Genomic DNA, 17,246 nt, shown 5'->3' on the forward strand with positions numbered 1-17,246 from the left:
ATGTCTTAAGCGTGCTCGGCCTTCCCCCTTGCCGTCAGCCAGTACATCACCGGCGTCGCCACGCGGCTCAGCAGCGTACTCGTGATCAGCCCGCCGATGATGGCGATGGCCAGGGGTGAGTAGAGGCCCGAGCGCTCCACGGCCAGCGGTAGCAGGCCGCCGATCGCCGTGACGGACGTCAGCAGCACCGGCAGGAACCGCACCTCGCCGGCCTTCTCGATGGCGTCGTGCAGGCTCATGCCCTCGCGGCGCAGCTGCTCGGTGAAGTCGACCAGCAGGATCGAGTTCTTGATCTCGATGCCGATGAGGGCGATCACGCCGATCGTGGCGGTGAACGACAGCGAGTAGCCGGTCAGGGCCAGGGCCAGCACCGCGCCGAACACCCCGAACGGGATGATGCCGGCCACGACCAGGGCGGTCTTGAACTTCTGGAACTCCAGGACCAGCACCGCCAGGATGCCGAACACGGCCACCAGCACCGCCGCGCCCAGGCCCGCGAAGCTTTCCGAGGCGGCCTCGGCTTCGCCGCCCAGTGACAAGCGATAGCCAGGGGGCAGGGGCAATTGCTTGGCCAGTCGCGCCTGGGCTTCCTGGGTCACGGCCGAGGCCAGGAAACCCGTGCGGACGTACGAGCTGATGGTCACGGTCCGCTCGCGGTCGAAGCGGTCGATGCGCGAGGGGCTGCTCTTGAGTTTCGGCGTGGCGATGGCGTCCAGCGGCGCGGCCATGCCGTCGGCGGTCGGGACATAGACGCCCTTCAGCGCCGACAGCGGATTGCGCGCCGCGCCGTCGACCTGGGCCATCGGCAGGCGCACGGTCACGGCGTAGTCGTCGCCGTCCGGGTCGCGGAAGCGGGCGGTTTCCTCACCCGACAGCGCCAGGCGCGCGACGCGGCGGGCCGCGCCGGCCGGCACGCCCAGGGCGGCGGCCTTGGCCTCGTCGACGCCGAGGTCGAGGTCGGTGCGGTCCAGGCGGATCGGGTTGGTGACGTCGCGCGTGCCGGGCGTGGCCTTCAGGATCGCCTCGGTGCGGGCGGCCAGGGCCTTCAGCACCTCCAGGTTCTGGCCGGTCAGGCGGATGACCACCGGCGCGTCGATCGGCGGGCCGTTCTCGAAGGTGACGACGCTGATCCGCGCGCCGGGATAGTTGGCGAAGTCCTTGCGCAGGCCGTCCAGCACCTTGTCGCTCTTGCCGGGCTCCCAGGCCTTCAGGCTGACAAATACCTCGGCGAAGGTCGTGGCGCTTTCCCGTTGCGACCGATTGTAGAAGATCTGCGGATTGCCGCGGCCCAGATTGGCGGCCTCCCAGGCGACGTCGGGTTCCTTGCGCACGCGGGCCTCGACGAAGCGCAGGGCCTGGTCGGTACGGGCCAGGGACGCGCCGTCGGGCGTCTCGATGCGGATCAGGAACTGCGGGGTCTCGGCGGCCGGGAACAGCGACGAGCCGATCAGCTTGGTCAGCGGCAGGGTGGTCAGGCAGATGGCCAGCAGGATGGCCAGGGTCAGCCACGGCCGCGCCAGGGACCGGTGCAGCACCGGCCGGTAGAAGCGGTGGATGCCGTCATTGACCGCCCGCAGCAGGGCGTTGCCCTCGGGGTCTGAGTGCTTGTCCAGCAGGCGGCTGGCCAGGAACGGGATGATGGTCATCGAGACCAGCAGCGAGGCGGCGATGGTGCACAGCACCGTCACCGGCAGCGACTTGATATAGGCCCCCGCGCCGGCTGGCAGGGCCATCAGCGGCAGGAAGGCCAGCATCAGGGTGGCCGTGCAGCCCAGCACCGCCAGGCTGATCTGGCGCGTGCCGTTGATGGCCGCCTCGACCCGGTCCTCGCCCTCGCGCACCCGGCGGGCGATGTTCTCGGTGATGACGATGCTGTCGTCGACCAGCAGGCCCAGGGCCAGCACGAAGCCGGCGATCGACAGCTGGTTCAGGGTGAAGCCGAACGCCTGCAGCATGGTCAGGCCGATCAGCAGGCTCAGCGGGATCGAGACCATCACCACCACGCCCGCGCGCGGCCCCAGCGGCAGCAGGGTGATCAGCACCAAGGCCAGGGCGATGCCGAAGTCGCGGAACAGGTTGTTCAGCCGGTGGCGGACGTTCTCGGCCTGGACGAAGCCGCGCTCCATCTTCACCCCGGCGGGCAGGGTCTTTTCGTAGTCGTCCAGCACCTGTTGGACGCCTTTAGTGATCTTGGCGACGTCCTGGCCGTCCTTCTGGTTCACGGTCAGGAAGATGGCGCGCTTGCCGTTGAAGCGGGTCAGGTGGGTGGGCTCGGCCTGGGCCCAGGCCACGCTGGCGACGTCGCGGACGCGGGTGACCTGGCCGCCGATCGAGCGCACGGGCGTGTCAGCGATGGTCGCCAAGTCGTGGAAGGCGCCGCCGGACTTGACGTTGAAGCGTCGCTCTCCCGCTTGCACGGCGCCGATCGGCGCCTCGGCTCCGGCCTGGCGCAGGGCGTCGGCGACGGCCGTGGCGGGCAGGCGCAGGGCCGACAGGCGGGCGAGATCCAGGGTGACCTGCACCTGCGAGGGCGGCGCGCCCCAGTACTTGGCCTCGCGCACGCCGGGCACGCGGTCCAGCCGTTCGCGCAGGCGGTCGGCGGTCTTTTCCAGGCGGCGCATCGGCATGATGTCGGAGGTGAGGGCGACCTGGACGATCGACACCTCGGTGGTGCGCACCCGCTCGATCTCCAGCCGTTGCAGACCGGCCGGCAGGTTGCCGCGGATGGCGTTCACCTCGCGCACCACCTGGTCGAACTTGCGCTCGGTGTCGACGTTCCAGGTGAAGTGGACGCGGATCACCGCCGCGCCGTCCACGGCGGTGGACTCGACCTTGTCGATATCGTCCAGGCCGTCGACGGCGTCCTCGATCGGGTCGACGATCAGCTGCTCGATCTCGGACGGCTCGGCGCCGGGCAGCACCGCGCGGACGATGACGATCGGGGTGGGGAAGTGCGGGTCTTCCGAGCGCGGCACGCTGGTCAGGGCGTTGACGCCCAACATGATCAGCAGGCCGAAGGCGACCAGCGTGAACTGCCAGCGGCGGACGGCGAAGGTCGCGAGATCGAACTTCACGGACTAGCGCCCCAGACGGGTGGGATCGATGACCCGCACGGCCTCGCCGTCGGCGACGAAGCCGGCTCCGGCGGTGATCACCTGGGTCCCGCCCGGCAGGCCCGCGACCAGGGCGTCATCGCCATCGAAGCCGCCGAAGCTGACCGCCGTGCGCCGCGCCTTGCCGCCGTCGAAGCGATAGACGAAGGCCCGCTGGCCGGCGGCCTCCAGCACCGCCTCGGCGGGGATGCGGGCATAGCCCGTGGTGGCGCCCGGCGCGGCGCGGACTTGCAGGGCCGCGTGGGCCACCTGGCCGGAGCGCAGGTTGGGAGGCGGGGCCGACAGCTCGATCTCGACCAGGATGGCGCCGGTGCGGGTGTCGGCGGCCTCGCCGACGCGGGTGACGCGGCCGTTGAGGGCCTGGCCGCCGAGGTCCTCGACAGTGACCTGCGCCGTATCGCCCACCCGGATGCGAGCGGCGTCGCGGGCGGCCAGGGGCAGGCGCAGGACCAGCGGCGAGGAAAGGTCGGCGACCCGCGCCACCACCTGGCCGGCGGCCACGACCTCGCCCGCCTGGGCGCGGCGCTCCAAAACGACTCCCGAGACCGGCGAGACCAGGCTGGCCCAGCGGCGGTCGAAGCGGGCGGCGTCATAAGCGGCCTGGGCGGCCTTCAGCGCGCTGGTCCGGTCGTCGATGCGCTGGCGGCTGACATAGCCCTTGTCGAACAGGGCCTTGTCGCGCTCGACGTCGCGACGCGCTCGCTCCAGGTCGGCGGCGGTCTGTTGCTGGCGAGCATCGACGCCGGCCGGGTCGATGGCGGCGATGGCCTGGCCCGCCTGGACGCGGTCGCCGGCCTCGACCCGCAGGGCGGTGAGGACGCCGGGGATGCGGAACGACAGGGCCATCTCGCGTCGGCGCTCCAGCGTGCCGGCGCCGGTGACCGCGCCGGAACCGCCTGGCGCCGCGACGCGGGCAGCCTCGACGGGCGTGGGGGCCACGGGCTCATCGGTCTTGGGCTTACCGCCGCAGCCGACGAGCAGCCCCGCCGCGAGCAAGGCCGTGCTAGCCAGAAACCCGTTCCGCCACATAAGCTGTTCCACATCGATCGATGATAAGTTATCAGTGATCGATAATGCTTGCTTGTCAAGCTTGCAGACCGGTGGTCAAGGACGTCGGATGAAGACCCGTTCCCCGCGTAAACCCAAGGGCCAGGGCGCCGAGCGCCGCGAGGAGATCCTCGACGCCGCCCAGAGCCTGTTCGCCCAGAAGGGCGTCCACGCCGTCTCGACCCGCCAGATCGCCGAGATCGCCGGCATCTCGCAGCCGGCGCTCTACGCCTACTTCGCCACTAAGGACGACATCGCCGCCGAGCTGTGCGTGCGGGCCTTCGCGATCCTGGGGCAGAAGATGGCCGCCGCACGGATCGACTACACCCCGACGCCAGAGAACTTCGAGCGCTGCCTGCGGGTCTATATCGACTTCGGCTTGGAGCATCCCGACGCCTATCGCGTGGCCTTCATGCTCGAAAAGAGCGTCGACGGCTCGTTCCTGGAAAAGACCGGCGGCCGCCCGATGATCGCGGGCAAGGAAGTCTTCCACGTCTTCGTCGAGATGGTGAGCGAGCTGCACACCAAGGGCCTGATGGCTGGCGGCGACGTCATGGCCGCGACCCAGTCGCTGTGGGCCGGCCTGCATGGCCTGGTCTCGCTGCTGATCGCCCGGCCGGAGTTCCCGTGGGTGGACCGCGCGCCGCTGATCGCGACCCATGTGGCCATGCTGCGGCGTGGTGCGTTGAAATAGAGGTCCATTGAAGTAGGGGGTGGGGGCCTCTAAGTGACACCCTCGCTCTCTCGGGAAGGATCCCCCATGGCCAAGCTCCTGCCGCTCCAATCGTTCAGCCTGCAGGAAACCGAGGACGGCTACCGCCTGCTGGTCTCGGCCATCGGCGGCGAGTCGATCTACGTCTCTATCACCGCCGACCAGATGGACGACATCATCGACAGCCTCGAGAACGCCATGGGCGGCGAGGGTGAAGGCGAAGAGAACGAGGACGACGTCGAGTTCTGATCCCAGCTCTTCCATCTGGGCCCCGGCTTTCGCCGGGGAAACGGGTTTGGGTTAGCGGATAAGAGTGGCCAACTCTCTCAATCCCTTGGCCAGCGTCGCGCGCTTTCCCGCCGCCCCCAGGGAAATCCGCAGTCCCTCGCCGGCTACGCCCTGCGCGCGGAACGCCTCCGCCCCCACGAGCGCCAAGCCCCGCTCGCGCGCCGCCGGCGCGGCGACAGCGCCCGGCAGCCAGACATGCAGGCTTTCCGCGCCGCCCACCGCCGCCGGCAGCAGCTCGGCCGCCACGGCCCGCCGCGCCGCGGCTTCTTCCCGCACCCCCGCCAGCACCTGACCGGCGACGCCGTCGCGGATCCAGCTCGTCACCACGGCCGCCATCAGCGGCGCGGGCATCTGGGCGATAGCGTGCAGGGCCGCCGCGAAGCCCTCGGCGTGCCCTGGCGGCGCCACGACATAGGCCAGGCGCAGCCCCGGTGAGAGGGTCTTGGCGGTGGTGGCGACATGGAACACGCCTTCCGGCCACAGGGCGGCGAGGGCTGGCGGCGGCGTGGTCGGCAGCAGGCCGTAGGCGTCGTCCTCGACGATCGTGACGTCGGCCATCCGCGCGATGTCCAGGACCGCCTCGCGCCGCGCCAGGCCCATGGTCGCCGCCGTCGGGTTCTGGAAGGTCGGGGTGGCGCAGATCAGGCGCGGACGGTGCTGGGCGACCAACCGCGCGAGCGCTTCCGGCTCTAGTCCCTCGCCATCCAGTGGACAGGCCACGACCTTCAGGCCCCGTCGCGCGGCGGTGGCCAGCAGGCCCGGATAGGCGAAGGCCTCGGCGATGATCGTGTCGCCCGGTGTGGTCAGGTGATCCAGCAGCGCCGACAGCGCCGTCTGCGCGCCGCTGGCGACCACCACCCGCTCGGGCGCGACCTCACCCAGCACAGGGGCCAGCCAGGCCGCGCCGACCGCGCGCTGGGCCAGCGAGCCCGCGCCGGGGTGGTAGGCCATCAGGGTCGCGGGATCCGTGCGCGCCAGGATCGCGCCCGTCGTCTCGCGCAGCAGCGCCGCCAGGTTCAGTCCCGCCGGCGGGGGCGGCAGGTTCATGGAGAGGTCGACCAGGCCCGCCTCATCCTCGATCGTCCGTAAACGGATGAATGTGCCGCGACCGGTCGTACCCTCGATCAAGCCACGCTCGCGGGCCAGGGCGTAGGCGCGGGTGACGGTGGTGAAATCGATGCCGACGATCCGCGCGACCTCGCGCTGGGCCGGGATCTGGTCACCGGCCTGCAGCTCGCCCTGCGCCACCGCGGCCTCCAGGGCCTCGGCGATCCGGCGGTAGGCGGGGCCGGAGAAGGTCTCGATGCGGCGCAACCACGCAGCAGCGGGATTCGGTGATCCCTTAGTTGTCGTCACGGCTGAATTTCCATACATTATACGCACAATGTATGGATCAATCCTGCGATTGTAGGAAGGGGCCACCGATGGCCGACTATGAATTCTACGACTCCCCGACGCCGGTTGAGGCCGGTCTGAAGTGCTGCTGTCCCCGCTGTGGCGAGGGCAAGCTGTATGCCGGCTTCCTGAAGCTGGCGCCCAAGTGCGACCGCTGCGGGCTGGACTACAGCTTCGCCGACCCGGCCGACGGCCCGGCCTTCTTCGTGATGAGCGGCGTCGGCATCCTGATCACGGCGGTCTTCGCCTGGGTCGAGATCGTCTACCGCCCGCCGATCTGGGTGCATCTGGTGACGATTTTCCCGGCCCTGATCCTGGGATGCCTGGGCACCCTGCGCCCCGTAAAGAGCTGGCTGGTCGCCGCCCAGTACATCAACAAGGCCGAGGAAGGCCGGTTCGAGAGCCTGGGGAAGCACGACTTCGATTCGCGGCGGCTCTAGCCTACTCCGACTAATCTCCCTCCATCCGTCTCCCCGGCGAAGGCCGGGGCCCAGATGGATGAATGCTGGAGTGGGTTCTATGAACTCTGAGCTCTTCCCAACAGCCCCAGCGCTATGAGATCTGGGCCCCGGCTTTCGCCGGGGAAACGGGATGTGGGGGAGAGGGGGTTTAAACCCCCAGGCTTCCCGCCACCTGCCGCGTCGCCGCGTTCAGGCGGTTCCAGACGTTGATCGCCGAGATGCTGATCAGCAGACCCGCCAGCGCCTTCTCGTCATAGTGCTTGGCGGCCTCGTTCCAGACGTCGTCCGGCACGGGGTCGGCCTTGTCGGCCACGCGGGTCACGGCTTCAGCGAGTGCCAGCGCCGCGCGTTCGGCGTCTGTGAAGTAGGGCGTGTCGCGCCAGCCGGCGACGGTGGCCAGGCGCTCGGGGCTCTCGCCCGACTTGGCGGCGGCGCGGGCGTGCATCTCCAGGCAGACGCCGCAGCCGTTGATCTGGCTGACGCGCAGGTGCAGCAGCTCGTGCAGGGTGTCGGGCACGCCCTCGACATGGGCGGACTTGGAGAGGGCGATCAGGGCCTTCATCGCGTCGGGCAGCAGGAAGGCGGGCTGGGTCATACGCGCTTGCATCGGAGCATCCTTTCAGTTCGTTTCGACGCGCCGGTCACATCCGGCGATTTGCGTTCGTCGAAGAGGTGACGGACCCCGACGGAGCGATGTGACCGATGCCCGAACAAAATTTTCTCGCCGAAAAATTCGAAGCCGATCGCGCCCGCCTGCGCGGCGTGGCCTACCGCATGCTGGGCTCGCTGCCCGAGGCCGAGGACGCCGTGCAGGAGGCCTGGCTGCGCCTGTCACGCGCCGACACCAGTGGCGTCGACAACCTGTCGGCCTGGCTGACGACAGTGACCTCGCGCGTGTGCCTGGACATGCTGCGCAGCAAGAAATCCCGCCGCGAGGACGCTATGGGCGAGGACGCGCCCGAGCCCTCGGTCAGCGCCGAGGAGGCGATCGAGCGTGAGACCATCCTGGCCGACTCGGTGGGTCTGGCCTTGCTGGTCGTGCTGCAGAGCCTGAACCCGGCCGAGCGCATCGCCTTCGTGCTGCACGACCTGTTCGACATGCCGTTCGACCAGATCGCCCCGATCGTCGACCGCACGCCCGACGCCGCCCGCCAGCTGGCCAGCCGGGCCCGTCGCCGGGTGCGGGGCGGCGAGGCGCTGGACGCCGGCCAGGTCGCGCAGAAGAGCGTGGTCGACGCCTTCCTGCTGGCCTCGCGCACCGGCGACATGGCCGGGCTGATGGCGGTGCTGGATCCGAACGTCGTGGTCCGCGCCGACATCTTCGCCGGCGGCGGCCAGACCCGCGAGCTGCGTGGCGCGGAGAAGGTCGCGAACTTCTACAACGGCCTGGCTCAGACCGCCCGCACGGCCCTGGTCGACGGCGCGATCGGCGCGGTCGTGGCCCCGCTGGGCAAGCTGTACGTCGTGCTCGATATCCGGGTCGAGAGCGGCAAGGTCGTCGAGATCTTCGCCTCGGGCGATCCCGACCGCCTGGCCTCGGTCGAGGTGTCGGCGCTCTAGGGCAGCCAGGCGGCCAGGTCGAACAGCGTCGCCGGGGGCATCATCTGGGCGACCGCTGGCGGCTTGTCGATGAGCGTGATCGCGACATAGGTCGCGCCCGAGCGCCCACGCCCGCCTTCGGCCATCCGCAACACGACACCGTCGGCTGTCCGGCACTCGTGACGGAAGGCGTCCGAGACCAGCGGCATGCTGTCGTACCAGGCGCAGGTCTGGCCCAGGACCGTCTCCCGCGGGCGATCGAGCGGCCGTTCGCCGTCGAGGGCGACAGGCGGTCTGGCCATGATCGACACGGTGATCGGAACGCCTTCGCGGTCGATGCTGGCCTGGGCCTGGAAACCGGCGGAGGCCAGGTTGCTGGAAATGTCGCGCGCGCCGTCGGGACGCCGCGTCTCCTGGTAGCGCCAAGCCCCGCGCGCGCGGACCGTCCGGACGCCGCCGCTGTCGCTGGACAACACGACCTCCCAGCCGTCGCGAGCCGGCGTCGGCGGCGCCCAGACGATGGGATCGAGGCTGGTCGGCGGCTGGACCTCGGACGGGCTCACGGGCGAGCGGGAGACGCTGATCGCCGTAGTCGCCTGACCCAGGCTGGCGCCCGATCGGCCGACCGTGTGGCTGGACAGCTCCATGCCGTCCGCCGCGACGCAGCCTAGTCGGCGATAGGTGGGTTGGCCGCCTTCCATGCCGCGATAGACGTCCCATTCTTGGCAGGTCTCGCCGGCGACCTGCAACGTGCGGCCGGTCGGGACGCTGCGGTAGTCGGTGGTCTCGGCGACAAGGGTCGGGCGGTTCATGCTGAAGTAGCCGGTCCCGACGTCGACGGTCAGGCCGCTGGGCCGGTGGACATAGCGGGTGCAGGTGACGTCACGGTCCAGGGTGTCGATCCTCACCCACGGGCCATGCCGGCGCACGGTCTGGCGGACGGTGCGAAGGGGGCCGGTCTCCTGCGTCGTCAGAACGACCGTGGAATCCGCCTCGCCGGGCGCGTAGACGCCCACCAGCCCAGCCAGCCGGCTAGCGTCGAGCGGGGACTTCGACGCCTGAGCCCAGGCTGCGCCGCTGACCGCCAGGGCAGAGGCCAGTACGAACGTTCCGATCCGGCGCCCCATCCGGCGCTATTTCAGCAGCAGCTGCCCGCGGCGGGTCAGCTCGTCCTTGATCTTGCCGGCCGCCATGCCCAGCAGGCCGGGCAGGGTGATGTCGAGGCGGGCGTGGTCCTCCAGCACCTGGACGACGCCGGTGATGGTCGAGCCCATGGCCACGGCCGAGAAGTTCAGCACGTCGCCGGCCCAGCTCTGGGTGAAGCCCTTGGCGTCGCCGCCGGGGATCTGGCCAGCCAGCTGCGACAGGCCCTCTTCCAGACGACGCTTGGCCTCGGCCGCGCCCAGCTGGTGGGGGATGTTGATGCTGACGGTCTTGGCCATGGGATCCTCGTGAAGTCGCACCGTTGAAATGCGGGCGATGAAGGTCCAGTTCAATACGTCCGATTCTGGCGCATGGCCCAGCCAAGTTGGCTTCATCAGATGAGGCTTTCCTTGGAACAGGGGCGCGACATGACCGACTACGCCATCACCCAGCCGTTCACCGCCCCGCGCCGTTTCGTTCGTCCGGGCCGTCCGGGCGGCGTTCTGGGCGCCATCCACTATGCCGGCGTGCTGCTGGTCTGGGCCGTGCTGTTCCTGGTCGATCGTCCGCTGGCCCTGAAGGTGATGGCCGAGCGCCGGGCGGACTCGCCGATCCCGCGTCACTGGGGCTGGTAGGACTTCGCGAAACGCGGCATGCCTGCGGGCATGTCGATCGCCGTCTCCGCCCGCCCGGTCTCGCACCTGCTGAAGGCTCCGTTCCGCATCTCGCGCGGGGTCAAGACGGCGGCCGACGTGGTCGAGGTGATCGCGGTCGCCGACGGTCATGTCGGGCGCGGCGAGAGCGTGCCCTACGGTCGCTACGGCGAGACGGTGGAGAGCGTGCTGGCCCAGCTGGGACCGGCCCTGGCCTCGGCCGATGCCGAGGCCGCCTGCGCCGCCCTGCCGCCCGGCGCGGCCCGCAACGCGCTGGACTTGGCGCTGTGGGATCTGCGGGCGAAGAGCACCGGCGTGAGTGTCGCAGCGGCGACGGGTTTGCCAGTCCCTCAGGACTTGGTCACCGCCGTCACGGTCAGCCTCGACACGCCAGAGGCGATGGCCGCCGCCGCCCGCGCCGTCGCCGACGCGCCGCTGATCAAGATCAAGCTCTCGGCCGACGACCCCGCGGCCCGCCTGCGCGCCGTCGCGGCGGCCGCGCCGAATTCCCGCTTCATCGTCGATCCCAATGAGGGCTGGACCTTCCCCATCCTGGACGGGCTGAAGAGTCTTCTGGCCGACCTGCCGATCGCCCTGGTCGAGCAGCCGTTGCCGGCCGACGCCGACCACGCGCTCGAGGGCTGGGACCCGCCGTTCACGGTGTGCGCCGACGAGAGCGTCCATGTCGGCGGAGACCTCGCGGCGCTGCGGGGGCGCTATCAGGCGGTGAACCTGAAGTTGGACAAGACCGGCGGCCTGACCGAGGCCGTGGCGATGCTGCGGGCCGCACGGGGGCTGGGGTTCCAGGTGATGACGGGGTGCATGGTGGCGTCGTCGCTCGGCGTCGCGCCGGCGTTGCATCTGGGCGGGGCGAGTGACTTCGCCGATCTGGACGGGCCGTGGTGGCTGGCGGTGGATCATCCCGGCGGCTTGCGGGTGGAGCGCGGGCGGATCGCTGCGCCGAAGCCGGGCTTCTGGGGGGATGGCGTGGAGGCCGAAGGGCTCTGGCTGTGAAACCATAGATCCTCCCCCGCGATGCGGGGGAGGTGGCCCAGGGGGCCGGAGGGGGCGAGCTCGGCCTCGATCCAGCTAACCCCCTCAGTCGCTCCGCGACAGCTCCCCCCGCATCGCGGGGGAGCATCTTTCAAGCGCTCGCCGCGATCTTTGTGTTGCTCGTGTCCACGGCGCCGCTGCAGACGTCACACCGCACCACCGGCTCCAACCTTGCCCCACAGCTATGCGTCAGGATTTCCGGACTTCCCTCATTCCCTGCCAGCCACCGATCGCCCCACGCCATCAGCGCCGCGATCAGCGGAAACAGATCCCGGCCCTCGGTCGTCAGCCGATACTCCCACCGCTCCGGCCGCTCCTGATACCGCACCCGCTCCAGCATCCCTCTCGCGACCAGCCGCTCCAGGCGGTCGGTCAGGATGTTGCTGGCCACCTTGAGCTCGGCCTGGAAGTCCTTGAACCGGCGCAGGCCGTAGAAGGCGGCGGCGATCAGGTGGGCGGTCCAGCGGTCGCCCAGCACCTCGATGCCGCGCTCCAGCATCGGATGCAGCGGCGCGCCGCCGACGTCGTCCGAGCTGGCGCGGCGCGAGTGGCGGGCTGGCGGGGCGGGCTCCAGGCCGGCGCCGGGGCCGGGGGAGAGGGTGATGTCGCGCACCTTCACCGCCTCGCCGCAGGCCTTGCAGGCCAGGATCGGCTTTAGCGGCCGGCCGCAGGGTTCGTGGACGATCTGGTGCGACGGGCAGTCGGGATCGAAGCGCCAGCGCATCTCCCAGCCCAGCAGCATCAGCGCCGAGTCGTAGAGGTCGCGGCCCATAGCCGTCAGCCGGTACTCAAAGCGCGGCGGGCGGTCCTGATAGGGGCGGCGTTCCAGGATCCCGCCGGCCTCCAGGCGCTTCAGGCGGTCGGTCAGCAGCGAGCGGGCGACGCCGGTCATCTCCACGAAGCCGTCGAACCGCTTCACGCCCATGAAGGCGGCGTACAGCACCAGCAGGGTCCAGCGGTCGCCGATCAGGTTCAGCGCGCGAGCGGCTGAACTGCGTCTGACCAAAGCGGGGGCCTTCTGAGCGACCATGGCCGGTTGGTGGGGCGTTTCGGGCGGGGAAGTCAATCAGCGTTCAAACCATTGTTCGTCTAAGTCGTGGACTCGACGATGGTCGCTTGTATAATCGAACTAACTAGAGGTAGGGAGCTCGCGCATGGTCTACGTGCTGGGCGGTTGGCAGAGCGACTTCGCCGCCAACTGGAGCCGCGAGGGGCGCGAGCTGGCCGACGCTTTCGCGCAGGCCGTCGGGGAGGGCCTGGCGGCGGCCGGTCTCGACGTGGGGGACGTCGAGACCGGCCATGTCGGCAATTTCGCCGCCGAGCTGTTCGCGGGGCAGGGCCTCTTGGGCGGCATGTTCGGCCTGGTGCATCCCGACTTCGACGGCCTGCCGACGGCGCGGCACGAGGCGGCCTGCGCCTCGGGCAGCGTGGCGATCCTGGCGGCGACGGCCGAGATCGAGGCGGGGCGCTACGACCTGGCCTGTGTGGTCGGGATCGAGCAGATGCGCAACGTCCCGGGCCAGAAGGCGGCCGAGAACCTGGGCGCCGCCGCCTGGGCCGGCCACGAATTCCAGGACGCCCGTTTCCTGTGGCCGCGGGCCTTCTCCGACCTGGCCGACGAGTACGACCGCCGTTACGGGCTGAAGTACGAGCATCTGATGGGCATCGCCGAGGTGAACTTCGCCAACGGCAAGCGCAATCCCAACGCCCAGACACGCGGCTGGAACTTCGGGCCCGAGGCCTTCACCGCCGACGAGGTCGCCAATCCGGTGGTCGAGGGCCGCACGCGCAAGCAGGACTGCGGCCAGGTCACCGATGGCTCGGCCGTGGTGTTCCTGGCCTCGGAGAAGCGGGCGCGCGAGTATGCCGACAAGCGCGGGATCGCGCTGGAGAACATCCCGCGCATCAAGGGTTGGGGCCATCGCTCGGCCCCGCTCAGCTATGCGCGTAAGGTCGAGGCCAGTCGCGACAGCGAGTACGTCTTCCCGCAGGTGCGCCGCGCCATCCTGGACGCCCGCGCCCGGGCCGGGATCGCGCCGGACGTCTCCGGCGTCGACGCCGTCGAGACCCACGACTGCTTCACCGCCACGGAATACATGGCCATCGACCACTTGGGCCTGACCGCGCCGGGCGAAAGCTGGAAGGCGGTCGAGGCCGGCGACATCGCCATGGGCGGGCGCCTGCCGATCAATCCGTCCGGCGGCCTGATCGGCCTTGGGCACCCGGTGGGGGCCACGGGCGTTCGGATGCTGCTGGACGCGTGGAAACAGACCTCGGGCAAGGCCGGGGACTATCAGGTCGAGGGGGCCAGGACGGTGCAGACGTTGAACATCGGCGGTTCGACCACGACGACGGTGAGTTTTGTCGTGGGGACGTAGGGGCCTCGCCGTCGGCGGGTTCCTCTCTCCTCCCCCTTTGGGGGAGGGGGACCGCCGTAGGCGGTGGAGGGGCCAGCGCGGCCGACTCATGACCAACCCCCTCCGTCTCGCCACGCTTCGCGGGCGATCCACCTCCCCCAGACGGGGGAGGAGAGACAAAGGACTTCCATGCCTCCGCTGCTCACCCTGCTGCTCACCAACGCCGCCGTCTCGCTGGTCGCGTTCCTGCTCCTGTGGATCGTCAGTCTGCGGATCAAGGATGTCAGCTTCATCGACGCCTGGTGGGGCCCCAGCATGGCGCTGCTGGCCTGGAGCACGTTTCTGCAGTCGCCGCCAACGCCGCATGCCCTGTTGCTGACCGGCCTGTGCACCCTGTGGGCGGCGCGGTTGGGCGGGTACCTCTTCTGGCGCTGGCGCAAGCATGGGGCCGACCGACGCTACGTCTCGATGATCGCCCATGCCGAGAAGACCCGCGGCTGGAGCTTCGCCAAGACGGCGCTGATCTACGTGTTCTCGCTGCAGATGGTGCTGGGCTTCGTCGTCGCCTTGCCGGTGCAACTGGGCCAGCAGCCGGGAGCGCTGGGGCCGCTGGCGATCGCCGGCGCGGTGCTGGCCGTGGTCGGCATCGCCTTCGAGACGATCGGCGATTGGCAGCTGACCCGCTTCAAGGCCGATCCGACCAATGCGGGCAAGGTCATGGACAAGGGCCTGTGGCGCTACACCCGCCACCCGAACTATTTCGGCGACGCCTGCGTCTGGTGGGGCCTCTACGGCATCGCCGCCGACACCGGGCTGGGCGCCTGGAGCCTGCCGGGACCGGTGCTGATCACCTTCCTGTTGACGAAGTGGAGCGGCGTGCCCACGACCGAAGGGCGGATGCGGAAGAGCAAGCCGGGCTATACGGAATATGCGGCGCGGACGAGTGGGTTCGTGCCGTGGTTTCCGAAGAAGGTCTGAGAAACCCTCTCTCTAAGAGAGAGGGAGGGGCCCGCCGCGAAGCGGTGGGAGGGTGAGAGGTTACGGTGTCAACCGGAGTGCCGGCACGCCGTCGAACCTCGTAACCTCTCACCCCAACCCTCTCTCTAAGAGAGAGGGAGTCAGTCCCCCAGCTTCTCGATCAGCGCCATCGCCGCCGCCGGATTCCGCACCTTGGCCCCCGCGATGAAGTACGCGAACACGTCCCCGCGCTCAGCCCAGGTCCGCGCCTGCTTGACCACCCCGTCCAGCTCTTCCGACGTCATCCCCGTCGGCTCGTCTTCCTTGCTCGACATCAGCCGCGCATAGGTGAAGTCGGCCGTGGGTTCGTCAATGCAGGGCCAGGTCGGCTCCTCGTCGTCGACGGCATAGACGATGGCCGCGCCATACTTGGCGGCCAGGTCGTAGAATTCCTGGCAGGCGAAGGTCGGGTTGCGGACCTCCAGCGCGTGGCGCAGGCGCACCCCGCCGCGTTCCTTTGGCAGCAATCTCAGGAATCCCTCGAAATCCGCCGGATCGAACTTCTTCGTCCCCATGAACTGCCAGTTGATGGGGCCCAGCTTCGGGCCCAGCTCCTCCAGCCCCTGGGACAGGAATTTCTCGAGCGAGTCGTTGTTCTCGCTGAGCACCTTGCGGTTGGTGCAGTAGCGGCTGGCCTTGACCGCGAACACGAAGTCGTCCGGCGTCTCATCCCGCCACTTCTGCCAGCTGTTGGGCTTGAAGGTCGAATAGTAGGTGCCGTTGATCTCGATGCTGGTCAGCTTGGACGACGCATATTTCAGCTCGTCCTTCTGCTTGACGTCATCGCCATAGAAGGTCCCGCGCCAAGGCTCGAACGTCCAGCCGCCGATGCCCGCCCGGATCACGCCCTTGGCCATGTTTTGTTCCCTTCCTGTTCCGGTGCGCACCCTAGCATCGCGGCGCGGATGGGCAAGAGCGCGGACGAAGCCTGCTGACTCCTGTGGTCAGCACTCGACCCGGTTCACCGACAGCCCCACCGCCAGGCCCCCCATCGAGGTTTCCTTGTAGATCTCGTTCATGTCCTCGCCCGTGCGCTTCATCGTGGCGATGACCTTGTCGAGGCTGACCGAGTGCTGGCCGTCGCCCAGCAAGGCCAGGCGGGCGGCGTCGATAGCCTTGATCGCGCCCATGGCGTTGCGCTCGATGCAGGGAATCTGCACCAGGCCGCCGATCGGGTCGCAGGTGAGGCCGAGGTTGTGCTCCATGCCGATCTCGGCGGCGTTTTCGATCTGGGCGTTGGTGCCGCCCAGCGCGGCGGCGAGACCGGCCGCCGCCATCGAGCAAGCCACGCCCACCTCGCCCTGGCAGCCGACTTCGGCCCCGCTGATCGAGGCGTTGCGCTTGTAGAGCGCGCCGATGGCGGCGGCGGTCAGCAGGAACACGCGCACCTGCTCGGGCGTCCCCTTGTGGAAGCGCACGAAGAACCGCAGCACGGCCGGCACCAGGCCCGCCGCGCCATTGGTCGGGGCGGTCACGACGCGGCCGCCGGCGGCGTTCTCCTCGTTGACCGCCATGGCCCACAGGTTGACGAAGTCCATGGCCGCCAGCGGGTCGCTCATCTGGCGCTCCATCCGGCCCTGGATGGTCTGGTGGATCTGGCGGGCGCGGCGCTTGACCGTCAGGCCGCCGGGCAGGACGCCGTCCTGGCGCATGCCGCGATCGATGCAGGCCTCCATGGCCTCGAAGATGCGGTCCAGGCCCGCGTTCATCGCGGTCTCGTCCATGCGGGCCAGTTCGTTGGCGGCCATGACCTGGGCGATCGTCAGGCCCGCCTGTTCGGCGCGGTCCAAGAGGTCGGCGCTGCTCTCGAACGGGAAGGGGATGGCGGGGCCTTCTTCCGGCGGGGCATTGCTGCCCATCTCGAACTCATCGCGGACGAAGCCCCCGCCGATCGAGAAGTAGGTGCGTTCCAGCAGGGTCTGACCGGTCTTGTCGAAGGCCGTGAAGGTCAGCCCGTTGGGATGCTGGGGCAGGCGCTCGTGGCCCAGCCAGACGATGTCCTTGGCCTCGTCGAAGGTGATCGCATGGTCACCGCCCAGATTCAGGGACTGGGTGGCCTGGCTCTCCAGCAGGGCCTCGCCGGCGTCGGGATCCAGCGTGGCGGGCACGAAGCCCATCAGGCCCAGGATCACGGCGCGGTCGGTGGCGTGGCCTTTGCCGGTCAGGGCCAGCGAGGCGTAGAGGCGGGTCTCGACCCGGGCCACGGCAGGCAGTTGGCCGGCGTCGCGCAGGCGGCCGATGAAAAGCACGGCGGCGCTCATCGGCCCCATGGTGTGGCTGCTCGACGGGCCGACGCCGAGTTTGAAGAGATCGAAGACGGAGGCGGTCATGGGAACTCTGGGTATTCACTTCAGCCCCCAGATCCGTCTCCCCGGCGAAAGCCGGGGCCCAGATCGAACCCAGGAGCGTTTGCCGAGCGGTCGAGGCTGCTGGCGAGCATACCCCAACCGCTCAGGCTGTATCTGGGC

Annotated in this window: 17 protein-coding genes and 1 pseudogene; 8 read left to right on the plus strand and 10 right to left on the minus strand. The window is 69.6% G+C overall.

The window, feature by feature from the left end:
* Positions 1-5 precede the first annotated feature (5 nt).
* Both J7528_RS01845 and J7528_RS01850 read right to left on the minus strand, forming a co-directional pair.
* Positions 6-3,074 carry an efflux RND transporter permease subunit gene (locus J7528_RS01845; protein WP_291870751.1) on the minus strand — a complete coding sequence of 1,023 codons (3,069 nt, stop codon included), beginning with the start codon at positions 3,072-3,074 and terminating at the stop codon, positions 6-8.
* 3 nt (positions 3,075-3,077) lie between these two features.
* The gene (locus tag J7528_RS01850) at positions 3,078-4,154 is read right to left on the minus strand and encodes an efflux RND transporter periplasmic adaptor subunit (protein ID WP_291870753.1); all 1,077 of its coding nucleotides are present in this window, start codon (positions 4,152-4,154) and stop codon (positions 3,078-3,080) included.
* A gap of 76 nt (positions 4,155-4,230) precedes the next feature.
* On the opposite strand from J7528_RS01850, the gene J7528_RS01855 reads away from it, so the two are divergent.
* Positions 4,231-4,854 carry a TetR/AcrR family transcriptional regulator gene (locus tag J7528_RS01855; RefSeq protein WP_291870755.1) on the plus strand — a complete coding sequence of 208 codons (624 nt, stop codon included), beginning with the start codon at positions 4,231-4,233 and terminating at the stop codon, positions 4,852-4,854.
* A gap of 66 nt (positions 4,855-4,920) precedes the next feature.
* A complete protein-coding gene (locus J7528_RS01860) occupies positions 4,921-5,121 on the plus strand; it encodes a hypothetical protein (protein WP_291870757.1) in 201 nt (66 codons plus the stop codon).
* A 51-nt stretch (positions 5,122-5,172) separates the two neighbouring features.
* Here J7528_RS01860 and J7528_RS01865 read toward each other — a convergent pair whose 3' ends face one another.
* Positions 5,173-6,534, minus strand: coding sequence for a PLP-dependent aminotransferase family protein (locus J7528_RS01865; protein ID WP_291871301.1), 1,362 nt, complete (start codon positions 6,532-6,534; stop codon positions 5,173-5,175).
* Positions 6,535-6,584: 50 nt separating this feature from the next.
* On the opposite strand from J7528_RS01865, the gene J7528_RS01870 reads away from it, so the two are divergent.
* Positions 6,585-6,995, plus strand: coding sequence for a DUF983 domain-containing protein (locus J7528_RS01870; RefSeq protein WP_291870759.1), 411 nt, complete (start codon positions 6,585-6,587; stop codon positions 6,993-6,995).
* A 169-nt stretch (positions 6,996-7,164) separates the two neighbouring features.
* Here the strand turns inward: J7528_RS01870 and J7528_RS01875 are convergent, their stop codons facing one another.
* Positions 7,165-7,623: a carboxymuconolactone decarboxylase family protein gene (locus J7528_RS01875; protein ID WP_291870762.1), complete on the minus strand. Its 459-nt coding sequence runs from the start codon at positions 7,621-7,623 to the stop codon at positions 7,165-7,167.
* Between the two features lie 95 nt (positions 7,624-7,718).
* Here J7528_RS01875 and J7528_RS01880 point away from each other — a divergent pair, with 95 nt between their 5' ends.
* The gene (locus tag J7528_RS01880) at positions 7,719-8,576 is read left to right on the plus strand and encodes a sigma-70 family RNA polymerase sigma factor (RefSeq protein ID WP_291870764.1); all 858 of its coding nucleotides are present in this window, start codon (positions 7,719-7,721) and stop codon (positions 8,574-8,576) included.
* On the opposite strand, the gene J7528_RS01885 is transcribed toward J7528_RS01880, so the two are convergent.
* Both J7528_RS01885 and J7528_RS01890 read right to left on the minus strand, forming a co-directional pair.
* On the minus strand, positions 8,573-9,682 hold the full coding sequence (locus J7528_RS01885; protein ID WP_291870766.1) for a hypothetical protein: 1,110 nt from the start codon (positions 9,680-9,682) through the stop codon (positions 8,573-8,575). The genes J7528_RS01880 and J7528_RS01885 overlap by 4 nt on opposite strands.
* A 6-nt stretch (positions 9,683-9,688) precedes the next feature.
* On the minus strand, positions 9,689-9,997 hold the full coding sequence (locus J7528_RS01890) for a polyhydroxyalkanoic acid system family protein (RefSeq protein WP_291870768.1): 309 nt from the start codon (positions 9,995-9,997) through the stop codon (positions 9,689-9,691).
* A gap of 129 nt (positions 9,998-10,126) precedes the next feature.
* Between J7528_RS01890 and didA the strand changes: the two genes are divergently transcribed.
* Together didA and J7528_RS01900 are read left to right on the plus strand one after the other, a co-directional pair.
* Positions 10,127-10,333 (plus strand): DNA damage-induced SOS-independent cell division inhibitor A, encoded by a 207-nt coding sequence (gene didA, locus J7528_RS01895; protein WP_291870770.1) that lies wholly within the window; start codon positions 10,127-10,129, stop codon positions 10,331-10,333.
* 30 nt (positions 10,334-10,363) lie between these two features.
* Positions 10,364-11,365, plus strand: coding sequence for a dipeptide epimerase (locus tag J7528_RS01900; RefSeq protein WP_291871303.1), 1,002 nt, complete (start codon positions 10,364-10,366; stop codon positions 11,363-11,365).
* Positions 11,366-11,495: 130 nt separating this feature from the next.
* Here the strand turns inward: J7528_RS01900 and J7528_RS01905 are convergent, their stop codons facing one another.
* On the minus strand, positions 11,496-12,434 hold the full coding sequence (locus tag J7528_RS01905; protein WP_291871305.1) for a helix-turn-helix domain-containing protein: 939 nt from the start codon (positions 12,432-12,434) through the stop codon (positions 11,496-11,498).
* A gap of 124 nt (positions 12,435-12,558) precedes the next feature.
* Between J7528_RS01905 and J7528_RS01910 the strand changes: the two genes are divergently transcribed.
* Positions 12,559-13,782, plus strand: coding sequence for an acetyl-CoA acetyltransferase (locus tag J7528_RS01910; RefSeq protein ID WP_291870773.1), 1,224 nt, complete (start codon positions 12,559-12,561; stop codon positions 13,780-13,782).
* Positions 13,783-13,950: 168 nt separating this feature from the next.
* Positions 13,951-14,739 (plus strand): DUF1295 domain-containing protein, encoded by a 789-nt coding sequence (locus J7528_RS01915; protein WP_291870774.1) that lies wholly within the window; start codon positions 13,951-13,953, stop codon positions 14,737-14,739.
* Between the two features lie 19 nt (positions 14,740-14,758).
* Here the strand turns inward: J7528_RS01915 and J7528_RS01920 are convergent.
* The 3 genes and pseudogenes from J7528_RS01920 to J7528_RS01930 form a co-directional block, all read right to left on the minus strand.
* A pseudogene (locus J7528_RS01920) lies at positions 14,759-14,851 on the minus strand (hypothetical protein); the annotation flags it as partial.
* Between the two features lie 28 nt (positions 14,852-14,879).
* Positions 14,880-15,635: a DUF72 domain-containing protein gene (locus tag J7528_RS01925; RefSeq protein WP_291870777.1), complete on the minus strand. Its 756-nt coding sequence runs from the start codon at positions 15,633-15,635 to the stop codon at positions 14,880-14,882.
* An 87-nt stretch (positions 15,636-15,722) separates the two neighbouring features.
* The gene (locus J7528_RS01930) at positions 15,723-17,108 is read right to left on the minus strand and encodes an L-serine ammonia-lyase (protein ID WP_291870779.1); all 1,386 of its coding nucleotides are present in this window, start codon (positions 17,106-17,108) and stop codon (positions 15,723-15,725) included.
* Positions 17,109-17,246: the final 138 nt, after the last annotated feature.

Source organism: Caulobacter sp., from assembly GCF_017744445.1.
Classification (GTDB): Bacteria; Pseudomonadota; Alphaproteobacteria; order Caulobacterales; family Caulobacteraceae; genus Caulobacter.